At 66.8% G+C, this 20,351-nt stretch carries 19 protein-coding genes; 9 read left to right on the top strand and 10 right to left on the bottom strand.

What is annotated here, in order from left to right; genetic code table 11:
* Nucleotides 1–59: 59 nt before the first annotated feature.
* Genes C6A86_RS07445 through C6A86_RS07405 form a run of 9 tightly spaced genes read right to left on the bottom strand, consistent with a single transcriptional unit; the run spans nt 60 to nt 10,581 of the window.
* Nucleotides 60–1,070: a zinc-binding dehydrogenase gene (locus C6A86_RS07445; RefSeq protein WP_105363120.1), complete on the bottom strand. Its 1,011-nt coding sequence runs from the start codon at nt 1,068–1,070 to the stop codon at nt 60–62.
* Nucleotides 1,067–2,578, bottom strand: a complete 1,512-nt coding sequence (araA, locus tag C6A86_RS07440) for an L-arabinose isomerase (protein ID WP_105363119.1) — start codon at nt 2,576–2,578, stop codon at nt 1,067–1,069. Before araA ends, C6A86_RS07445 begins: the two co-directional genes overlap by 4 nt.
* Nucleotides 2,575–3,285, bottom strand: a complete 711-nt coding sequence (locus C6A86_RS07435) for an L-ribulose-5-phosphate 4-epimerase (RefSeq protein ID WP_105363118.1) — start codon at nt 3,283–3,285, stop codon at nt 2,575–2,577. The genes araA and C6A86_RS07435 overlap by 4 nt, the downstream gene beginning before the upstream one ends.
* On the bottom strand, nt 3,282–4,949 hold the full coding sequence (araB, locus tag C6A86_RS07430; RefSeq protein ID WP_105363117.1) for a ribulokinase: 1,668 nt from the start codon (nt 4,947–4,949) through the stop codon (nt 3,282–3,284). Before araB ends, C6A86_RS07435 begins: the two co-directional genes overlap by 4 nt.
* Nucleotides 4,946–5,974: a LacI family DNA-binding transcriptional regulator gene (locus tag C6A86_RS07425; RefSeq protein ID WP_199196170.1), complete on the bottom strand. Its 1,029-nt coding sequence runs from the start codon at nt 5,972–5,974 to the stop codon at nt 4,946–4,948. Before C6A86_RS07425 ends, araB begins: the two co-directional genes overlap by 4 nt.
* Nucleotides 5,971–6,972: an ABC transporter permease subunit gene (locus C6A86_RS07420; protein WP_105363116.1), complete on the bottom strand. Its 1,002-nt coding sequence runs from the start codon at nt 6,970–6,972 to the stop codon at nt 5,971–5,973. The genes C6A86_RS07425 and C6A86_RS07420 overlap by 4 nt, the downstream gene beginning before the upstream one ends.
* Entirely contained in the window at nt 6,969–8,066 is a 1,098-nt protein-coding gene (locus C6A86_RS07415; protein WP_105363115.1) for an ABC transporter permease, read from the bottom strand. The genes C6A86_RS07420 and C6A86_RS07415 overlap by 4 nt, the downstream gene beginning before the upstream one ends.
* Entirely contained in the window at nt 8,063–9,598 is a 1,536-nt protein-coding gene (locus tag C6A86_RS07410; protein WP_105363114.1) for a sugar ABC transporter ATP-binding protein, read from the bottom strand. Before C6A86_RS07410 ends, C6A86_RS07415 begins: the two co-directional genes overlap by 4 nt.
* Nucleotides 9,598–10,581 (bottom strand): ABC transporter substrate-binding protein, encoded by a 984-nt coding sequence (locus tag C6A86_RS07405; RefSeq protein WP_105363113.1) that lies wholly within the window; start codon nt 10,579–10,581, stop codon nt 9,598–9,600. The genes C6A86_RS07410 and C6A86_RS07405 overlap by 1 nt, the downstream gene beginning before the upstream one ends.
* 286 nt (nt 10,582–10,867) lie before the next feature.
* Here C6A86_RS07405 and chvE point away from each other — a divergent pair, with 286 nt between their 5' ends.
* The 9 genes from chvE (at nt 10,868) to C6A86_RS07360 (ending at nt 19,640) form a co-directional block, all read left to right on the top strand.
* The gene (chvE, locus tag C6A86_RS07400; protein WP_311101068.1) at nt 10,868–11,971 is read left to right on the top strand and encodes a multiple monosaccharide ABC transporter substrate-binding protein; all 1,104 of its coding nucleotides are present in this window, start codon (nt 10,868–10,870) and stop codon (nt 11,969–11,971) included.
* Between the two features lie 29 nt (nt 11,972–12,000).
* Nucleotides 12,001–13,512: a multiple monosaccharide ABC transporter ATP-binding protein gene (gene mmsA, locus C6A86_RS07395; RefSeq protein WP_105365731.1), complete on the top strand. Its 1,512-nt coding sequence runs from the start codon at nt 12,001–12,003 to the stop codon at nt 13,510–13,512.
* A complete protein-coding gene (mmsB, locus tag C6A86_RS07390) occupies nt 13,509–14,738 on the top strand; it encodes a multiple monosaccharide ABC transporter permease (protein WP_105365696.1) in 1,230 nt (409 codons plus the stop codon). The genes mmsA and mmsB overlap by 4 nt, the downstream gene beginning before the upstream one ends.
* A 4-nt stretch (nt 14,739–14,742) precedes the next feature.
* Nucleotides 14,743–14,970 (top strand): hypothetical protein, encoded by a 228-nt coding sequence (locus C6A86_RS07385; RefSeq protein WP_105365697.1) that lies wholly within the window; start codon nt 14,743–14,745, stop codon nt 14,968–14,970.
* On the top strand, nt 14,967–16,049 hold the full coding sequence (galT, locus tag C6A86_RS07380) for a galactose-1-phosphate uridylyltransferase (RefSeq protein ID WP_311101067.1): 1,083 nt from the start codon (nt 14,967–14,969) through the stop codon (nt 16,047–16,049). Before C6A86_RS07385 ends, galT begins: the two co-directional genes overlap by 4 nt.
* A complete protein-coding gene (locus C6A86_RS07375; protein WP_105365698.1) occupies nt 16,046–17,137 on the top strand; it encodes a galactokinase in 1,092 nt (363 codons plus the stop codon). Before galT ends, C6A86_RS07375 begins: the two co-directional genes overlap by 4 nt.
* Nucleotides 17,138–17,141: 4 nt before the next feature.
* A complete protein-coding gene (locus C6A86_RS07370; RefSeq protein WP_105365733.1) occupies nt 17,142–18,065 on the top strand; it encodes an aldose 1-epimerase family protein in 924 nt (307 codons plus the stop codon).
* Nucleotides 18,066–18,244: 179 nt separating this feature from the next.
* Nucleotides 18,245–19,432 (top strand): cytochrome P450, encoded by a 1,188-nt coding sequence (locus C6A86_RS07365; RefSeq protein ID WP_105365699.1) that lies wholly within the window; start codon nt 18,245–18,247, stop codon nt 19,430–19,432.
* Between the two features lie 13 nt (nt 19,433–19,445).
* A complete protein-coding gene (locus tag C6A86_RS07360) occupies nt 19,446–19,640 on the top strand; it encodes a ferredoxin (protein ID WP_105365700.1) in 195 nt (64 codons plus the stop codon).
* A gap of 17 nt (nt 19,641–19,657) precedes the next feature.
* Here C6A86_RS07360 and C6A86_RS07355 read toward each other — a convergent pair whose 3' ends face one another.
* Nucleotides 19,658–20,320 carry a TetR/AcrR family transcriptional regulator gene (locus tag C6A86_RS07355; RefSeq protein ID WP_105365701.1) on the bottom strand — a complete coding sequence of 221 codons (663 nt, stop codon included), beginning with the start codon at nt 20,318–20,320 and terminating at the stop codon, nt 19,658–19,660.
* Nucleotides 20,321–20,351 lie beyond the last annotated feature (31 nt).

Below are 20,351 nucleotides of genomic sequence, written 5' to 3'. Positions count from 1 at the left end.
CAGCTCCCACCCGTCGGCCCCATCGAGCCTACTGAGCGGTAACTTACCCTGACAACCTGTCAGCCAGCGGACACCGCCACCACGACCTTGTCGCCCTCGCGCCGGGCCGCCGCGCGGAAAGCCTCGCCCGCGTCATCGAGGCGATGGCGCCCGGTGACCAGCGCATCGAGATCCACCCCGTCGGCCGCCAGGACGATGGCCCGCGGGTAGGTGTCTTTCATCCGGCGGACCATCGCGAAGGTCAGGCCCTTGCGCCGTGCCGCCGCGGCCGGAAACGACGACCGATCCTCGGACGGGATGCCCGCGAGCGCCACCCGTCCGCCCGGCCGCACGGCAGCCACCGCGGTGGCGATCCCCGCGTCGGTCCCGGCCAACTCGATCACCACATCGACTCCCCGTCCGCCGGTGGCGTCCAGGACCTCGGCGTCGCCCTCCGCCGGCGACCACACGGCATCGGCACCGTGGCGCAGCGCCGTGGCTCGTCGATGCACAAGGGGTTCGGTCACGAACACCCGTGACGCGCCGCCGCGTTGGGCCACCTGGACCGCGAGGACACCGATCGGGCCGGCACCGACCACCAACACGTCGTCTCCTGGGTGCAGGTGGCTCACGTCGACCGCGTGGATGGCCACACCGAGGGGTTCCAGCAGTGCCCCCGCGTCGTCGCTGAGCTCGTCGGGTAGCGGGTGCAGCAGGTGGTCCGGCCACACCAGGTATTCCTGCAGCGCACCGTCGAGCGTGCCGTGCCCGGCGAACTGGACTGTGGGACAGAGGTTGTGGTGACCGGCGAGGCAGAGCTCGCAGGTTCGGCACGGGATGGCCGGGTCAACGGCCACGCGGCGGCCGGCGTACGGGCCGGTGACGGCCCGCGCCGCGAACTCATGGCCGGGCACCACGGGGTCCTCGATCCGGTTCTCCCCGATACCGCCATCGGTGAACCAGTGCAGATCGGAACCGCAGATGCCCACCGAGGTCACCGCGAGCAGCGACCACCCCGGCGGGGCGTCACCGGGACCGTCCTCGCTGCCGACGCGTAGATCACCGACGGCGTGCAGGCGCGCCGCGATCACAGTCCGGCGGCGACGTGGTGATAGACGTCGTTCCACCGCAGTTCGTGCTGGAAGGTGCGCACCGTGGTGGTGTCGTCGATGACGAGCAGTTCGGTGTCGGTCATGGTCGCGAAGTCCTCGAACACCTCGGTGCCGACGGCGGTGGTGAGCACGGTGTGGTGTGGTGCACCGGCCATCAACCAGGCTTCCGCCGAGGTCGACCAGGACGGTGAGGGTTCCCACACCGCGCACGCCACCGGCAGGTTCGGCAGTTCCTCGGCCGGTTCGATGACCCGAACCTCGTTGGCCACCAGTCGGAATCGGCTGCCCATATCGCAGATACCGATGATGACGGCATCGGCGGGTGCGGCGGTGAACCGCAACCGGACGGGGTCGTCGCGATCACCGATCGCCAGCGGGTGGATCTCCAGGGTGGGGGTCGACGCCGCGATGCTGGGACACACCTCAAGCATGTGCGCACCGAGGATGCGCTCGCGGCCTGGCGTCAGATCGTAGGTGTAGTCCTCCATGAACGAGGTGCCACCGGGCAGCCCCTCTGCCATCACCTTCACGGTGCGCAGCATCATCGCGGTCTTCCAGTCGCCCTCGCCGCCGAAACCGTAGCCGTCGGCCATCAGCCGCTGCACCGCCAGCCCCGGCAGCTGGCGGAGCCCGCCGAGGTCTTCGAAGTTGGTGGTGAAGGCGTGGAACCCGCCGTCGGTCAGGAACTTTCGCAGGCCGAGCTCGATCTGCGCGCCGTGCCGCAAGGCGACATGCCGGTCTCCGCCGGGCAACAGGTCCGGATCAACCCGGTAGGTGTGTTCGTATTCGCGCACCAGTTTGTCGATATCAGCCGCCTGCACTCGTTCAACGACGCCGACAAGGTCATTGACACCGAACGCATCGATGGAGGCGCCGAAATGCGCTTCCGCCTCCACCTTGTCGCCCTCGGTGACCGCGACACCACGCATGTTGTCGCCGAACCGCGCGACCTTGAGCGTCGACAGTTCGGCGGTGCCCAGTGCCGCGCGCACCCACGACCCGACCCGCACCTGGGTGCGCGGATCGCTGACGTGTCCGGCGATGGTCTTCCGCGAGGTCGACAACCGGGACTGGATGTAACCGAACTCGCGGTCTCCGTGCGCGGCCTGGTTGAGGTTCATGAAGTTCATGTCGATGGTCTGCCAGGGTAATTCGACGCCGAACTGGGTGTGCAGATGCAGCAACGGTTTACGCAGCGACTTGAGTCCGCGGATCCACATCTTCGCCGGTGAGAAGGTGTGCATCCAGGCGATGACACCGACACATTCCGGTGCGGCATTGGCGTCGCTGAGCACCCGGGCGATCTGCTCGGCATCGGTGACGACGGGAAGCCACCGCACCTCGACCGGGATCTCGGCACTGCCATCGAGTCGTTCGGCGATCTGGCGTGACTGGTCGGCAACCTGGTCCAGGACATCGGGTCCGTACAACGATTGACTGCCGGTGATCAGCCATACCTGGCTGGTGGCGAGTCGGGACGCGATCATGGGTTCTCCTGGTGGACGTCGGAAGTCTGTTCGTTCTGGCCGTACACGTTCTGGTACCGGTCGAAGAGCGCGGTCACGTCGGCGGCGTCGATGGGCGGCGCGGCACCGAGTTGCCGACTGATGTGCACGGTGCGGGCCACGTCTTCGACCATGACGGCGGCCTTGACCGCATCGCGCGCGGTCCGGCCGATGGTGAAGGGACCGTGGTTGCGCATCAGCACCGCCGGGGATCGGCTGTCCCGCAACACCTCGACGATGCCACGGCCGATCGAGTCGTCGCCGATCAGGGCGAACGGACCGACCGGGACCTCGCCACCGAATTCGTCGGCGGCCATGGTGAGCACACACGGGATCGGCTCGCCGCGTGCGGCCCACGCGGTGGCGTAGGTGGAGTGCGTGTGCACCACCCCGCCGACCTCGGGCATGTGCCGGTACACATAGGCGTGGGCCGCGGTGTCCGAGGACGGTGCCAGCGCGCCGTCGACCAGATTGCCGTAAAGGTCGCAGACCACCATGTCCTCGGCGCGCAGTGTGGCGTACTCGGCGCCCGAGGGCTTGATGACCATGAGGTCGCGACCGGGCACCCGGGCCGAGACGTTGCCCGCCGTCCAGATGACCAGTTCGTAGCGGGTCAGCAGGGCGTGCAGGTCGCACACCTGTTGCCGCAGTTCGGCAATGACGTGGTCGATGTCCGACGTGATGGTCATCGGATGGCTCCTACCGGTTCCGGAGTGGCGATGCGCCGCAGCCGGCGCATCATGTCGTTGCCGCGACCGAACCACTCGTAGGCCGCGACGTATTCGCGGTAGAGCCGGTCGTAGGCCGCAGCATTGTGCGCGATGGGCAGATAGGCGTTGCGGGTCCGCGTGCCCATCTGTCGGGCGGCCGCGCCCACGTCGAGGTAGGCACCCGCCGCGACCGCGGCGTGAATCGCCGATCCCAGCGCGGGCGCCTGCTCCGACGGCACCGTCGACAGCGGCAACCCGACCACATCGGCATAGATCTGCATCAGCAGCTCGTTCTTCAGCAACCCCCCGGCGACCACCAGCTCGTCGATGCGGACACCCGAGGTCGCGAACGTCTCGACGATCATCCGGGTGCCGAACGCGGTGGCCTCCAACAACGCCCGGTACATGTCGACGCACGTGGTGTGCAGGGTCTGCCCGATCATGACACCGGACAGTTCGTGGTCGACCAGCACCGAACGGTTGCCGCTGTGCCAGTCCAGCGCCACCAGGCCGTGCTCTCCCACCTGCTGGTGGCTCGCCAGTTCGGTCAGGTGGGCGTGCAGCGACACACCCAGGCGACGGGCCTCGACGTGGTAGCTCTCGGGGACGCAGTTCTCGATGAACCAGCCGAAGATGTCGCCGACGCCGGACTGCCCAGCCTCGTATCCCCAACTGCCCGAGGAAATTCCACCGTCGACGACGCCACACATGCCGGGTACGTCGCGCAGCACGTCGGAATTCACCACGTGACAGGTCGAGGTGCCCATGATGGCGACCAGTTGCCCGATATCCAGCGCATCGGCCGCCGCGACCGTCACGTGCGCATCGACATTGCCCACCGCGACCGGGATGCCCGCCGGCAGCCCGGTCCATCGGGCGGCCTGCGCGGTGAGCGCACCCGCGCGGTCACCGAGCCGGCCGATCGGGGCGTCGAGCTTCTCGGTCACGAAATCGCCGAAGCCCGAGCGCACCTCGGAGAGGAACTCCCGAGAGGGATATCCGCCGTCCTGCCGGATGCCCTTGTAGCCTGCGCTACACGCGTTGCGGACATAGGTCCCGCACAGTTGCCAGACGATCCAGTCGGCGGCCTCGACGAAATGATCCATCGCCTGGTACACCTGTGGATCTTCATCGAAGATCTCCAGGGCCTTCGCGAACTCCCACTCGCTGGAGATCAATCCACCGTATCGCGACAGCCATGGCTCACGGCGTTCGGCGGCAACGGCGTTGATGCGATCGGCCTGCGGCTGCGGCGAATGGTGACGCCACAGCTTGCCGTAGGCGTGCGGACGATCCGCGAACTCCGCCAGCTGATACAGCGGTGTACCGTCGCGGCGGACCGGCACCATGGTGCACGCGGTGAAGTCGGTGCCGATGCCGATGATGTCGCCCGGATCGACGCCGGACTTCGCGATGGCCTCGGGAACGGCGCTGCGCAACACGTCCAGGTAATCCTCGGGAACCTGCAGCGCCCACTGCGCCGGCAGCCGGATCGTGCTGCCGGGCAACCTGTCGGTGATGACGCCATGTCGGTAGGCATGCTCGGCGGCGGCGAGCTGGTGGCCGTCGCTGACCCGCACCACCAGCGCGCGTCCGGACAAGGTGCCGAAATCGACACCGACCGTGTACTTCTCGGTGCTCATGAACTCTCCTGGGTGGTGGCGGTGCTGTCGCGGATGATCAGTTCGGGGGGTAGCAGCGGAACGTCGAGCGTCGATCCACCCAACGTGGCGATCACCAGCTCGATCGCGCGCTGGCCGACGGCCTTGAAGTCCTGCCTGATGGTCGTCAGCGCGGGGTTCAGGTAGGCGGACTCGGGGATATCGTCGAATCCGATGACACTCACGTCTTCGGGAACGCGTATCCCGTTCTGGGCGAACGCGTGCAGTACGCCGATGGCCATCTGATCGTTGGCCACGAACACCGCCGTCGCCTCGTTGCGCCGCACCAGTTCACAGCCGATCTCGTAGCCGCGGGCCGGGGTCCAGTCCCCCGCCAACGACTCCCGCACCGCAAGACCGTTGTCGCGCATGGTCTCCTCGTATCCGATCCGGCGCCCCTTTGCCTCGGTCCAGGTCGGCGGGCCCGCCACATGGTCGATGACGCGATGGCCGAGGTCGATGAGGTGCTGGGTGGCTTGGCGGGCGCCGTCGATCTGGTCGACGCCGACACTGAGTCCGCGACCGGAGAGGTCACCCTCGACCACGATGAGCGGGACGCCGGCGTCAGCGGCATGCGCGACCGCGAGGGCGCCCTCCTGCGCGGCGATCATGACGATCGCCTCCACCGATTGCCGGGCCAGGTGGTCCAGGGAATCGTGCAGCGCCTCACCGGTCAGGTCGACCAGCGGCACCATGCTGGAGAAGTAGCCGGCGGCCCGCGCCGCCTCCTCCACCGACCGCTGGATGCTCGACGGTCCGTAGAGCGCGTCGTTGGTGCCGACGATGCCGATGATCCTGGATCGTCGGGTCACCAGGGCGCGTGCCGCGGTGTTGGGACGGTACCCGAGTTCCGAGATCGCCTGCTCGACGCGCTCTTTGGTGGCGGGGCGGATGCTGGGCGATCCGTTGATCACCCGTGACACCGTCTGGTGGCTGACGCCCGCCAGTCGCGCGACATCGGCCATGACCGGCTTGCCGGGTACCGGGCTGTTGGGCTGGATGTTCATCCGGACTTCCTCACCACTAGGCGCTGCACGAGAACGAATACCAGCAGCAGGGCGCCGGTCATGATGCGCGTCCAGTACGAATCGAGGTTCGCGGCCGTGACGAACGTCTGGATCGTACCGAGCACCAGCACGCCGATGACGGATCCGAGCACGAAACCCACACCGCCGGAGAGCAGTACACCACCGATCACCGCGGCGGCGATGGCGTCGAGTTCCAGCCCGATGCCGTTGAGGCTGTATCCGGACAGTTTCTGCACGGCGAGCAGCAGCCCGGCGATCGCCGCGCACAGCCCGCTGATGGCGTACACCGATACGTTGGCCCGGGCGGCGTCGAGCCCCATCAGCTGGGCCGACTGCCGGTTACCGCCGACCGCGTACACAGTGCGACCGAATCGGGTCTTGTGCAGCACGTACGCTCCGACCGCCACGGCGACGAGCGCGACGACGACGGTCCAGCGGATGAACTTGTCGTCGTAGAGGTAGACGTAGTTGAGTCCGAAGACGCGCAGCGCGGGATCCCTGATGGGTAGCGAATCCACGCTGAGCACGTAACACAGGCCGCGAGCCAGGAACATCCCGGCCAGCGTCGCGATGAACGGCTGGACGTCGAAGTATTCGATGACCAGTCCCATCATCAGCCCGAGGGTGGGGCCCGCCACCAGCACCAGTGCCACGGCCAGCGGCATCGGCCAGCCGGCCCGCAACGTGGTCGCCAGGATGACCGTGGACAGCGCGACCACCGCGCCGACGCTGAGATCGATGCCGCCGGTGAGGATCACGAACGTCATGCCGACGGCCAGCACGATGAGGTAGGCGTTGTCGACGAGCAGGTTCAGAAACACCTGTGCGGGGCTGGCGAATTCATAGCGTGCGATGACCGCGAGGAACAGCACCGCGAACAGCACCAGCGAGGCCAGCGGCGACAGGTAGCGCCCACGCGCGCGCCGGATCAGTTCGGAGCCGACGGTGCGCGGTCGCACGGCAGTCTGGACGCTCATTTGGTCACCACCGCCGGGAATCGTGGTGCCGAGATCGACGCCAGGTCGGACGAACTCGGCCCCGCTTCCGACGGATGGATCGGTGTGGGTCGGCGAGGGGTCCGGCGCCGCGACAACAGCGCTCGGAACTTCGGGGCCTGCAGCAGGCACACGGCGACCACCACGAGGGCCTTGAACACCAGCGTGGTCTCCGGGGTGATCCCCGCGGTGTAGACGGTCGTGGTCAAGGTCTGGATGATCAGCGCGCCGAGGATGGTCCCGGTCAGGCTGAATCGCCCGCCCAGCAGGGATGTCCCACCGATCACCACGGCCAGGATGGCGTCCATTTCTATCCACAGCCCCGCGTTGTTGGCGTCGGCCGCGGAGATGTTGGACGCGATCATCAGGCCTGCGACACCTGCACACAGGGCGCTGAACACGTACACCGCGAAGACGATGGAGCGGTGACGCACGCCGGCGAGGCGGCTGGCTTCGGGATTGATGCCGACCGATTCGAGCAGCATGCCCAGCGCGGTGCACCTGGTCAGCAGGGCCACCACCGCGAACACCGACAGACTCACCAGGATCGCCACCGGTAGCCCGAACGCGTAACCGGCCCCGAGGATCTTGAACGGCGCGCTGGTCACCGTGACGATCTGGCCGTCGGTGACCAGCAGGGCGATCCCCCGGCCGGCCGTCATCAGCACCAGGGTCGCGATGATCGGCTGGATGCCGAACACCGAGACGAGCACCCCGTTCCACAACCCCAGCGCCACGGCCACGCCGAGTGCGATGCCCATCGCGGTGACGACGGTACCGGGACTACCCGGGTCCGCGGCTGCCGCGATGTGCGCACAGGCCAGCGCGCCGCTGATGGCGACGACCGCCCCCACCGACAGGTCGATGCCACGGGAAGCGATCACCAGGGTCATACCGAGCGCGATCAGCATCGTCGGGGCGCCATTGCGCAGGATGTCGATCAGGCTGCCGAACAGGTGACCGTCCTGCACCCGCAGCGTCAGAAAGCTGGGTGTGAGAACGACATTGACCGCCAGCAGGGCGATCAGCGCGAGCGCCGGCCACAGCAGCGGCGATGCCAATACCTTGTTCCTCACGACGCACTCGCCCCGGCGATGAGTTCGGTCAGCCGCTGGACCGTGCAGTCATTGCCGACTTCCTCGACGCAGTGCCCGTCGCGCAGCACCAGGATGCGGTCGCTGATCCGCGTCACCTCTTCGAGTTCCGCGGAGATGAACAGGACCGCCATGCCGTCGGCCGACAGGTCGGTGACGAGTTTCTGAATCTGCGATTTGGCACCGATATCGATGCCCCTGGTGGGTTCATCGAGGATGAACAGTTGCGGCTCGGTGATCAGCCAGCGTGCCAGCAGGACCTTCTGCTGGTTGCCGCCGCTGAGGTTCTTCACCAGCGCGGCGGGGTCGCGGGGCCGGATGTCGAGCGCCTCCAGGTACCGTGCCACCAGATCGTCCTTGGTCTTCTTCGACAGGGGCCGGGCGAAGCCGCGGCGGGCCTGCAGCGCCAGGATCATGTTGTCCCGCACCGAGAGCTCGCCGATGATGCCTTCACCTTTGCGGTCCTCCGAGGAGAATGCGAAGCCGCTGGCGATGGCGGCCCGCGGCGAACGCATCGGTGCGGTCTTGCCGTTGATGACCATGCGTCCGCTGGTGGCGTGATCGGCGCCGAAGAGCAGCCGCGCGAGTTCGGTTCGCCCCGAACCCAACAGCCCCGCCAGACCGACCACTTCGCCGCGATGGATGTCGACATCGGTCGGGTGGATGCCGGGGGCACGCCCGAGCTGTTGCGCGCTGAGCACGGTCTCATCGGCGTCGGCGCCGCCGCCGGCGGCGACCGCCTCCTCGAGATCTTCGAGGAGATCGAGCTCGTGGCCGAGCATGGCGGCGATCAGGGCGACCTTGTCGAGTTCTGCGGTCAGATGCTCGGCGACCAGCCGACCGTTGCGCAGCACGGTCATTCGGTCCGAGATCTCGTAGACCTGATCCAGGAAGTGCGAGACGAACAGGATCGCCACGCCGCGGTCGCGCAGGTTGCGCATCACCCGGAACAGCTCGGCGACCTCATCGGCGTCGAGGCTGGAGGTGGGTTCGTCGAGGATCAGCACCCGCGCCGACACCGCCATCGCGCGGGCGATGGCCACCAGCTGTTGCAAGGCGATGGGGTGTGCCCCCAGGGTGTCGGCCGGATCGATGGTCAGGTCGAGCTCGCCCAGCAGTTCCTCGGCGCGGCGGTTCATGGCGCGGTAGTCGATCCGCCCCAGGCGCCTCGGCTCCCGGCCCAACAGGATGTTCTCTGCCACCGTCAGATTCGGGCAGAGGTTCACCTCCTGATACACCGTGCTGATGCCGGCGTCCTGCGCCTGCCGCGGGCTGCTGAACCGGCGGTCGGCGCCGTCGATCGTGATCGTCCCCGCGGCGATATCGTGCACGCCGGTGAGCGCCTTGATCAGGGTCGATTTCCCGGCGCCGTTCTCGCCCATCAACGCATGGATCTCGCCGGGCAGCAACCGCAGGTCGACGCCGTCGAGGGCTTTGACCCCGGGAAACTCGACCGTGACTCCGGTCAGCTGGATCACCGGCTGCACCACGGTTTCCGACAGCGACGCGGTCATCAGTACTTGCGGTCCGGCAGCACCGCGGCCGCTTGCTGCTGGTCGAAGGCCTCATCGGGGGTGACCACCCGTTCCGGTACCTGCTCACCGGCAACGACCTGCTCGGCGAGCTCCATGAGCTGCGGTCCGAGCAGCGGGTTGCACTCGACGATGTAGTTGAACTTGCCGTCGGCCAGCGCCTGCATGCCGTCGTGGGTGGCGTCGATGGTGACGATCTTGATGTCCTGGCCGGGTTTCTTCCCGGCCGCTTCGATGGCCTCCATCGCGCCCAGGCCCATGTCGTCGTTCTGCGAGAACACCATGTCGATCTGCGGGTTGGCCTTCAGGAACGCCTCCATCACCTGTTTGCCGCCGGAGCGGGTGAAATCGCCGCTCTGCGAGGCGATGACCCTCAGGTTCGGGTTGGCGGAGATGGCGTCGGCGAAACCGGAGTTGCGGTCGATGGCGGGATCGGCGCCGGTCGTGCCCTCGAGTTGGACGATGTTGACCGGTCCGGGCGCCGAGGCGTACTGCTGGACCACCCATTCGCCGGCGCGTCGGCCCTCGTCGACGAAGTCCGCGCCCAGGAACGTCTTGTAGACGCCGGGCTCCTGGGTGTCGACGGCACGGTCGGTGAGGATGACCGGGATACCGGCGTTCTGGGCCTCGAGCAGGACGGCGTCCCAGCCGGTGCGCACGACGGGGCTGAACGCGATGACATCGACGCCCTGCTGGACGAAGGAACGGATGGCGGAGATCTGATTCTCCTGCTCGCCGTTGGCGTCGGAGAACTTCAGATCAACCCCGGCGTCCTTGGCCGCGTCCTGGATGGATTTGGTGTTCGCGGTGCGCCAGCCGCTCTCGGCACCGACCTGCGAGAAGCCCATGGTGAGCGCTCCCCCGTCACCACCGGATCCGGCGTCGCCGCCGGGTGCCTGCCCGCTGCCGCATCCGGCCAACAGGACGGCCGATGCCGCGGCCACGACCACAGTGCGAATCCTCATGACGGTAACTCCTCTAATGTCGCTGTTTGCCGAGATCGGGCCGCGATTCGCGGAGATTTGGGGCCGGTCGGGACGTCGGAACTGTGATGTGACCGGCGTTACACCGACCGAATGTTAACGCTCACATTCAGCGGATGTCAACGGCTTTGTGAGCGCTCACATCGATTTGTTGGAGACCTTGACAAAGCCGTGAGCCCCGTCACACACTTCTCGATGTTAGCGCTCACATCACCGCGGCCGGCACGGCCGGCCGCGCGTTTCGAGCAGATACCTTTCGGAGGATTTCATGCGTAAGAGCCTTGCTCGCGCCGTCGGCGCCCTCGCCGTGGTCGCGGCACTGACCAGCGCCGGTTGTGGGCGCCCGGACGCGACGGATGCCGCCGGCAGTGGCGGCGGTGAACGCACCGGCACCGTGGGCATCGCGATGCCCACCAAGTCATCCGAACGCTGGGTGGCCGACGGCGACAACATCGCCGCGCAGTTCCAGAAACTCGGATACCAGACCGACCTGCAGTACGGCGACGACGTCGTGCAGAACCAGGTGTCCCAGATCGAGAACATGATCACCAAGGGTGTCAAGGCTCTGGTCATCGCCCCGATCGACAGCTCATCGCTGACCGACATCCTGCAACGCGCCGCGGACGCCGACATCCCGGTCGTCAGCTACGACCGGCTGATCCGCGGCACCGAGAACGTGGACTACTACGCGACATTCGACAACTTCAAGGTCGGCGTGCTGCAGGCCACCTACATCGTGGACAAGCTCGGCGTCGCAGTGGGCAAGGGCCCCTTCAACATCGAGCTGTTCGCCGGCTCCCCCGACGACAACAACGCGACCTTCTTCTTCGACGGCGCCATGAGCGTGCTGCAGCCCCACATCGACAGCGGGAAGCTGGTCGTGAAGAGCGGTCAGACATCCTTCGATCAGGTGGCGACGTTGCGCTGGGACGGCGGATTGGCACAGTCCCGCATGGACAACCTGCTCAGCCGCGCCTACACCAGCGGGCGGGTCGACGCCGTGCTCTCCCCCTATGACGGGATGTCGCTGGGAATCATCTCCGCGTTGAAGAGCGCGGGATACGGAACGCCCGCCAACCCGCTGCCCATCGTCACCGGTCAGGACGCCGAATTGGCCTCGGTGAAGTCGATCATCGCCGGCGAGCAGACAGAGACCGTGTTCAAGGACACCCGCGAACTGGCCAACGCCGCTGTGCAGATGGTGGATTCACTGCTGACCGGCGGCACGCCCGAAGTCAACGACACCACCACCTATGACAACGGGATCAAGGTGGTCCCGGCGTTCCTGCTCGATCCCGTCAGCGTGGACAAAACCAACTACGAGAAGGTGCTCGTCGACTCCGGCTACTACACGTCGGCACAACTCGCGTGACCGGGGTGACGGCGGCGCCGTTGCTCGAAATGCGGGACATCACCAAGCGATTCGGCAACGTCACGGCGCTGAGCGAGGTCAACCTCACGGTGCGCCACGGTGAGATCCACGCCATCTGCGGTGAGAACGGCGCCGGGAAGTCCACACTGATGAAGGTGCTCAGCGGCATCTACCCGCACGGCAGCTACCACGGCGACATCGTCTTCGACGGCCGGCCCGGCGAGTTCAAGGACATCCGCAGCAGCGAGCGCCGCGGTATCGGCATCATCCACCAGGAACTCGCCCTGGTGCCCGTGCTGTCCATTGCCGAGAACATCTTCCTGGGCAATGAACACGCATCGGGAGGAATCATCAGTTGGCACGAAACCACGAGTCACGCCCAGCAACTGCTCCAACGTGTCGGCCTGAACGAGAACCCGCAGACCCTGATCTCCGACATCGGAGTCGGTAAGCAGCAGCTCGTCGAGATCGCCAAGGCACTGTCCAAGAAGGTGAAGCTGCTCATCCTCGACGAGCCGACGGCGGCACTCAACGACGAGGACAGCAGGCACCTGCTCGACCTCATCGTCGAGCTCGCCGGGCAGGGACTGACCTGTATCATCATCTCGCACAAGCTCAATGAGGTGATGCGGGTGGCCGACACCATCACCATCCTGCGCGACGGCCAGACCATCGAGACCCGGGCCGTCGAAGCCGGACTCACCGAGGAACACATCATCCGCGGCATGGTCGGGCGCGATATGGTCGACCGTTTCCCGCCACGCACCCCCCATCCCGTGGGCGAGGTCACCTTCGCGATCCAGGACTGGACCGTCTTCCACCCGCTCGACCAGGAACGCAAGGTCGTCGACGGGGTGTCGATCAGCGTGCGCCGCGGTGAGGTCGTGGGCCTGGCTGGGCTGATGGGAGCCGGCCGCACCGAGCTGGCGATGAGCGTCTTCGGGCGCAGTTATGGAAAGAAGGGTGGCGGCGCGGTCTTCAAGGACGGCAAAGAGATTCGTACCCGCACGGTGTCCGAGGCGATTGCGCACGGTATCGCCTACGCCACCGAGGACCGCAAGCATTACGGGCTCAACCTGATGGACGACATCGCCCGTAGCGTGACCCTGGCCTCGCTGCCGAAGGTCAGCAGAGCAACCGTCATCAACGAACACGAAGAGACCGTCGTCGCCGAGCGCTTCCGCAAGGACATGCACATCAAGACGCCTTCGGTACGGGCCACCACCGGCAACCTGTCCGGAGGCAATCAGCAGAAGGTGGTGTTGAGCAAGTGGATCTTCGCCGACCCCGATGTGCTGATCCTCGACGAGCCCACCCGCGGCATCGATGTGGGCGCCAAGTACGAGATCTACACGATCATCAATTCGCTGGCATCCCAGGGAAAGTCGGTGATCGTCATCTCCTCCGAGCTGCCGGAACTGATCGGCCTGTGCGACCGCATCTACACCCTCAACGAGGGCAGGCTCACCGGTGAGGTGGCCCGCGAGGACGCCGCGCAGGAAACACTGATGCACTACATGATGAAGGGATCGACCTCATGACCACCAGTTCCACGGTGGATGCGGGCTCACGCGCACCCGCCCCGCCACCGGACTCCGGCGCAGCGCGACTGGTGACGGCCGTGCGCAAGAACTTCCGGCAGTACGGCATGGTCGTCGCGCTGGTTCTCATCGTCATCCTGTTCCAGATCTGGACCAGCGGGATCCTGCTCAAACCCCTCAATGTCACCAATATCGTTCAACAGAACGGCTACATCCTGATCCTGGCGATCGGGATGGTCATCGTCATCATCTCCGGCCACATCGACCTCTCGGTCGGTTCCATCGCCGGTTTCATCGGCGCCATGTCGGCGGTGCTGATGATCCGGCAGGACATGCCCTGGCCGGTCGCGGTCGGGTTGTGCCTGCTGCTCGGCGCGCTGATCGGAGCGTGGCAGGGATTCTGGATCGCCTACGTCGGTATTCCGTCGTTCATCGTCACCCTGGCCGGCATGCTGGTGTTCCGCGGCGCGACCCAGTATCTACTGGAGGGTCAGTCCATTGCCCCGTTCCCCCGCAGCTTCAGCCAGGTCAGCAGTGGGTTCCTACCCGAACTCGGCGGCAGCAGCCTCTATCACTTGCCCACGATCATCCTCGGCGCGCTGGTGATGGTCGCCGCGCTGTGGCAGCAGGTCCGCCAGCGAAGCACGCAGACCCGTTACGACTTCGACGTTCTGCCGTTCGGGTGGTTCGTCTTCAAATGCGCCGCCATCGTGGCCGCCCTTGCCGCGTTCACGTTGCTGCTCGCGAGCTATCGCGGGGTGCCGGTGGTCGGGATCATCCTGGCGGTGGCATTCGTCATTTACGCATTCATCATGCGCAGCAGCGTGTTCGGCCGGCAGGTGTACGCCGTGGGCGGCAACGTCGCCGCCGCCCGGCTCTCCGGGGTCAAGACCAAGCGCGTCACCTTCCTGGTCTTCGTCAACATGGGTCTGCTGTCCGCGCTGGCCGGTCTGCTCTTCGCCGCGCGACTCAACTCGGCCACCCCGCAGGCGGGCATCGGCATGGAACTGGAGGCGATCGCCGCGGCATTCATCGGTGGCGCCTCGGCCAACGGCGGCGTCGGCACGGTGTTCGGTGCCATCATCGGCGGTTTCGTCCTCGGCGTGCTGAACAACGGGATGTCGTTGATCGGCATCGGCAGCGATGTCCAGCAGGTCATCAAGGGCCTGGTGCTGCTGGCCGCGGTGGGATTCGATGTCTACAACAAGAAGAAAGGTGGATCGTAGCGCCATGGACCGGTTCGACCGCGTGATCCTCGACTACGTGCGCAGCTGGTCCCCCTACGGCGGCCCACCCGCAGACGAGGTTCTCGCGGAGTTCGGCCTGACGCCGGGCCAGCTCACCGAGCGGGTCAACCACATCATCGCCGCCGAGAATGCCCGGCATTTCCAGGAACTCGCGCAACCCTGGCGGCGGATCCAGGCCACCCGCGACAATGCTCGGATGATCGGAACGTGAGGATCGAGCCACTGCGATGGCCGTTGGCCGACGGGCGCGAACTGCTGTTCTTCTCGCTGCCGGGTCGCAGTGCCGCCCCACTTCCCGACCGTCGCGTGCTGCCGGGCCGGACCGGCTCACACACCGAGCTTCGCCTGGACCGGCAGACCGGTGAATGGGTGGTCATCGCGGCCCTGCGCCAGAACCGCACCTACAAGCCCGCTCCCGACCAGTGCCCGCTGTGCCCGGGACCGTCCGGGATCTCCAGCGAGGTGCCCGCACCCGACTACGACGTGGTGGTGTTCGAGAACAGATTTCCCAGTCTGGCCGGCGATAGTTCCTGCGGGCTTCCCGACGCCGTCGACGGGTTCACCTCCGCGCCGGGCAACGGCCACTGTGAGGTCATCGCCTTCTCCAGTGACCACACCGGCCGGTTCGCCGACCTCGACGTCGACCACGCACTGCTGGTCGTGCAGGCATGGCGGCACCGCACCGCGGAGTTGATGGCGCGGCCGGGCATCGAAGAGGTTTTCTGTTTCGAGAACCGCGGCGAGGAGATCGGCGTGACGCTGACCCATCCGCACGGTCAGATCTACGCCTACCCGTACCTGACACCGCGCACCGCCACCATGCTGCGGCAGGCCCGGCTGCACCGAGAACGACACGGCACCAACCTGTTCGCGCGCATTCTCGCCGACGAAGTCGACCAGGGCAGCCGGATCGTGGCACGCAACGATTCGTTCACCGCCTTCGTGCCCTTCGCCTCCCGGTGGCCGCTGGAAGTGCACATCTATCCGCACAGGTTCGTGCGCAACCTGACCGAACTCGATGACGCGGAACTCAAGGGGTTCGCGCGGATCTACCTCGACGTGCTCGGCCGGTTCGACCGGCTGTACGACGCGCCGCTGCCCTATATGTCGGCGCTGCATCAGTACACCGAGGACCACGCGCAACGCGAAGGGTACTTCCACGTCGAGCTACTCTCGATACGGCGTACCGCCACCAAGATCAAATATCTGGCCAGTTCGGAGTCGGCGATGGGCGCGTTCATCAACGACACCACACCCGAGATCGTCGCGGGCAGGCTGCGGGAACTATGAGCAAGCCTGTCGAGTACAGCGCGCCCGGCCGGATCAACCTCATCGGCGAACACACCGACTACAACGACGGATTCGCGCTGCCCATTGCGCTACCCGACCGCACCACGGTGACCTTCCGGCCCGAGGACACCGACGCACTCGTGGTGCGCAGCGACCGCGAGGCGGCGCCGGTTCGGTTGCCGCTGGGCACGGCGCCCGGCGATGTCGGCGGCTGGGCCGCATACGTGGCCGGCGTGGTCTGGGCGCTGCACAGCGCGGGTCACCACGTCCCCGGCGGCACCATGGCGGTCACCGGCGGTGTGGCGGCCGGCTCCGGCCTGGCCTCGTCGGCCGCACTGGAGTGCGCGGTGCTCGGCGCCATCCTGTCCGCCTCCGGCCTGACGCTGGACCGCGTCGAGCAGGCCCGGATCGCGCAGCGCGCGGAGAACGACTATGTGGGCGCGCCGACGGGCCTGCTGGATCAGCTGGCCATCCTGTTCGCCGAACGGCGGCACGCCCAGCTGATCGATTTCCGCGATCTCAGCGTCCGCTCGGTGCCGTTTGAACCCGAGGCCCACGGCGTCGCGCTGCTGCTCATCAATTCCCATGCCGCACATCAGCATGCGGGCGGCGAATATGCCGACCGCCGCGCCGCCTGTGAGCGTGCCGCGGCCGCGCTGGGTGTTGGCACGCTGCGCGACCTGCAGGACCGCATGCCACAGGCCCTGACGGCGCTACCGGACTCCGAGGACGGCCGGCGCGCCCGGCACATCCTCACCGAGAACCAACGTGTCCTCGATACCGTTGCGGCGCTGCATAACTCCGACTTCGCCGCGGTCGGCCGGCTACTGACCGCGTCGCAGGCATCGATGCGCGACGACTTCGAGATCACCACCGATCACATCGATCTGATTGCAGACACCGCGTTGCAGGCAGGCGCATTGGGGGCACGGATGACCGGTGGCGGCTTCGGGGGCTGCGTGATCGCGCTGGTACCCGCCGAGCGATGCGAGGCCGTCGGCGGTGCGGTGCGCGCCGCAACGCGCCACCGCGGCCACCGTGAACCGACGATCGTGGCGACTCATGCCGGCCACGGCGCCGGCGGTTAACCACATGACACAGTTCGAGCTCGTCCTGCCCAGCGGTGGCCGCCCGGTGCGCGCGGTGATCGCCGAGGCAGGCGCGGCCATTCGGCAACTGAGCGTGGACGGCGTCGAGATCACGGCCGAGTTCGACGACCGCGGGCCCGTGCCGTTCTTTTGCGGTGCGGTCCTGGTCCCATGGCCCAACCGGGTGCGCGACGGCCGCTGGGTGCACGACGGGCGCACACACCAACTCGACATCAACGACGCCTGCCATCGCAGCGCACTTCATGGGCTGCTGCACGACACGGCGCATCGGGTGCTGGCCCGGTCGGCCTCCTCAATCACCCTCGGGGCGCCGGTGCTTCCGCAACGCGGGTACCCCTTCCGACTGCAGACCGAGGTCACCTACCATCTGGTGGCTGACGGCATGACCGCGACGCACACGGTGCGCAACGTCGGGTCCGACTGTGCCCCAGTCGCGATCGGTGCCCACCCCTTTCTGGCGATCAGCGACGTGCCCACCGAGACGCTGACGCTGACCGTGAACGGGTCGCACCACATCGACATCGACGACCGGCTCATACCCACCGGGCGTACTGCGGTGCCGGGCACCGAATGGGACCTGCGCGGTGGACGCGTCATCGCCGACCTCGACCTCGACGACGCGTGGTCGGTGCCGACCGCGGACGGGGGCAGCGTGCACACCCTGCGCTCCCCCGACGGCCGTACCGTCTCGCTGTGGGCCGACGACAGCTTCGGATTCGTGCACGTCTTCATCACCCGGCAGTTCCCCCGCGCCGGGAAGGTCGTGACGGCCGTGGCGCTCGAACCGATGACCGCGCCCGCCGATGCATTCAACAGCGGCGTCGGGTTGCGTTGGCTGGAGCCCGACGAGACGCTGTCCGCCTCGTGGGGCATCGGCTATGACGACGCCGACATTTCACGCCGATGAACCTGCCGGTGGGGCAGGATGAAGCACACCCACTTGCCGGATTCAGTCATACTTGACGATATCGTCATTCTCTGGTTCTGTTGGCGGATATGAACCCGCGCAGGGCTCGACCGTCGAGTACGCACGAACAGGCGTCGACGACGGAGCCGCCCCGCACCCGCCGCAGTGAGGGACTCACCATGGGAAATGCCGCCAACGCGCCGGCGTATCGACGGAATATCTACGCACGCAGCGCCATCGTCGACCCCTACCCGCACTACGCCCGACTACGACAGCTGGGCACGGTGGTGTGGCTGCCGCGACAGCGGGTCTACGCGTTGCCGCGGTACGCCGAATGCAAGGCCGCGCTGCGTGATGACGGGCGCTTTGCGTCCGGCCAGGGCGTGGCACTGAATCCGCTGACCAACCGGCTCTCCCGGGGCACCACACTCAACAGTGATGGCGCCGACCACGACCGCCGACGCAAGTTGCTCGCCCACCGCCTCACGCCAAAGGCGCTGCGCACCATGACAGAGGCCATCGATCGGCAGGCCGCGACGGTCGTTGAGGCAGCGGTCGCCCGTCGCCACGTCGACGGCGTCCGAGACGTCGCCACCGCGCTTCCGATAGCGGTGGTACCGGATCTGGTGGGGTGGCCCGAGGAGGGCCGCGACAATCTCATCGAGTGGGCCGGCGCGACATTCGATTCATTGGGCCCGCTGAACCAGCAGTGGCTGCGCACCATGCCCGCAGCCCTGTCGATGCTGCGATTCTCCCGCCGCGTCGTCCGCGATCGCGCAGTGCTCCCCGGCAGCATGGGTGACGATGTGTTGCGTGCGGCCGACGCCGGCGAGTTGCCGCGAACGGAATGTTCGGCACTGATGATCGACTATCTGGCGCCCTCGCTGGATACCACGATCAGCGCCATCAGCTCGGCACTGCACCTCTTCGCGACCCATCCCGAACAGTGGCAGACACTGCGTCAGGACCCGTCACTCGTCGCGAACGCCGTCAACGAGGTCGTACGCCTCGAGTCGCCGTTGCGGGCATTCTCCCGCAAAACCGTCACCGACGTGGAGCTCGGCGGCTCGTTGATTCCACGAGATTCTCGCGTTCTGGTCGTCTACGCCTCAGCCAACCGTGACGAGCGTGAATGGAATGAACCCGATACCTTCGACATCACCCGAGATGCCAATCGGCACTTGGGTTTTGGATACGGTACTCACAGCTGCGCCGGGCAGGGACTAGCCCGCCTGGAGTCACAGGCAATCCTGCGCGAACTTGTTGCCCGAGTGAAACGCATCAACCTCACCGGCGAGCCGATCTGGGCCGTCAACAACATCATCCACCGCTACCAGCGACTGCCCCTTGAGCTGGTACCCGCCTAGGAAGGAACGGCACATGCGTGTCACCGTCGATCAGGACCGTTGCGAAGGCCACGGTTTGTGCACCCAGTCCGCCCCGACGATCTTCTCCTTCGATGACGAGGGCGATCTGGTCAGCGAGTACGTCGATACCGATGTGCCCGAGGACCTGGCCGGCGCCGCCCGGGAGGCGATCGACATCTGTCCGGTCGCGGCGCTACGCGGCAACTGAGTCGTCGCGCCGGCGGCTCACGCCGCCGAATGCGGGGGCGCGATCGCATCCAGATCGGGAAGCGGTCGAGCGCAGACCTCGGCGGCATCGGCTGCCGACATACCGAACAGTCGCAGCACGTCGGACGTCACAGAGTCGGCCGCACGGGCATCGTCGCGATCGGGATCACTGCTCAACAGGGCGCCCAATCCCATGATGGCGCCGCCGGCCACCGCGAGCGCCAACTGCGGATCGTCGACCGAGAACCGCCCGGCGCCGACGGCGGCTTCGATATCGCGCAGCGCACGGGGCGCCAATCCCCGATCCGAGGTCAACAGCGCAACCCCGTTGGCCAAGAGGATCTGACTCTCCTGCGGGCGGCGACGAAACAGACGCCCGGTCAGCCGGAATCGACAGGCGAACGCCTCTGCGGGGTCCTCGACGTCGGCGGTCAGCACATCCAAGAGCGCACCGTGCGCCTCGAGGGCCTCAGCCACCGCGGCGGCGAACAACTCTTCCTTGCTGTCGAAGTAGTTGTAGAACGAGCCCATTCCCACATCGGCGGCCTGCGTGATGTCCAGCACCGGCACGCTGAGCCGACCTTCGGCGATGAAGCCCTGCGCTGCGCTGATCAGCGCAGCACGGGTGCGTTGCTTACGCCGTTGCACCCGACTGACGCCCGGTTCCACGGACTCACCCATCACTACCTCGCCTGTCTCGAAGGGAGCCTCA

It is taken from the genome of Mycobacterium sp. ITM-2016-00316, from assembly GCF_002968335.2.
Lineage (GTDB): Bacteria > Actinomycetota > Actinomycetes > Mycobacteriales > Mycobacteriaceae > Mycobacterium.
Note: the sequence above shows the minus strand (reverse complement) of the source record. Positions and strands in the feature narration are given on the sequence as shown.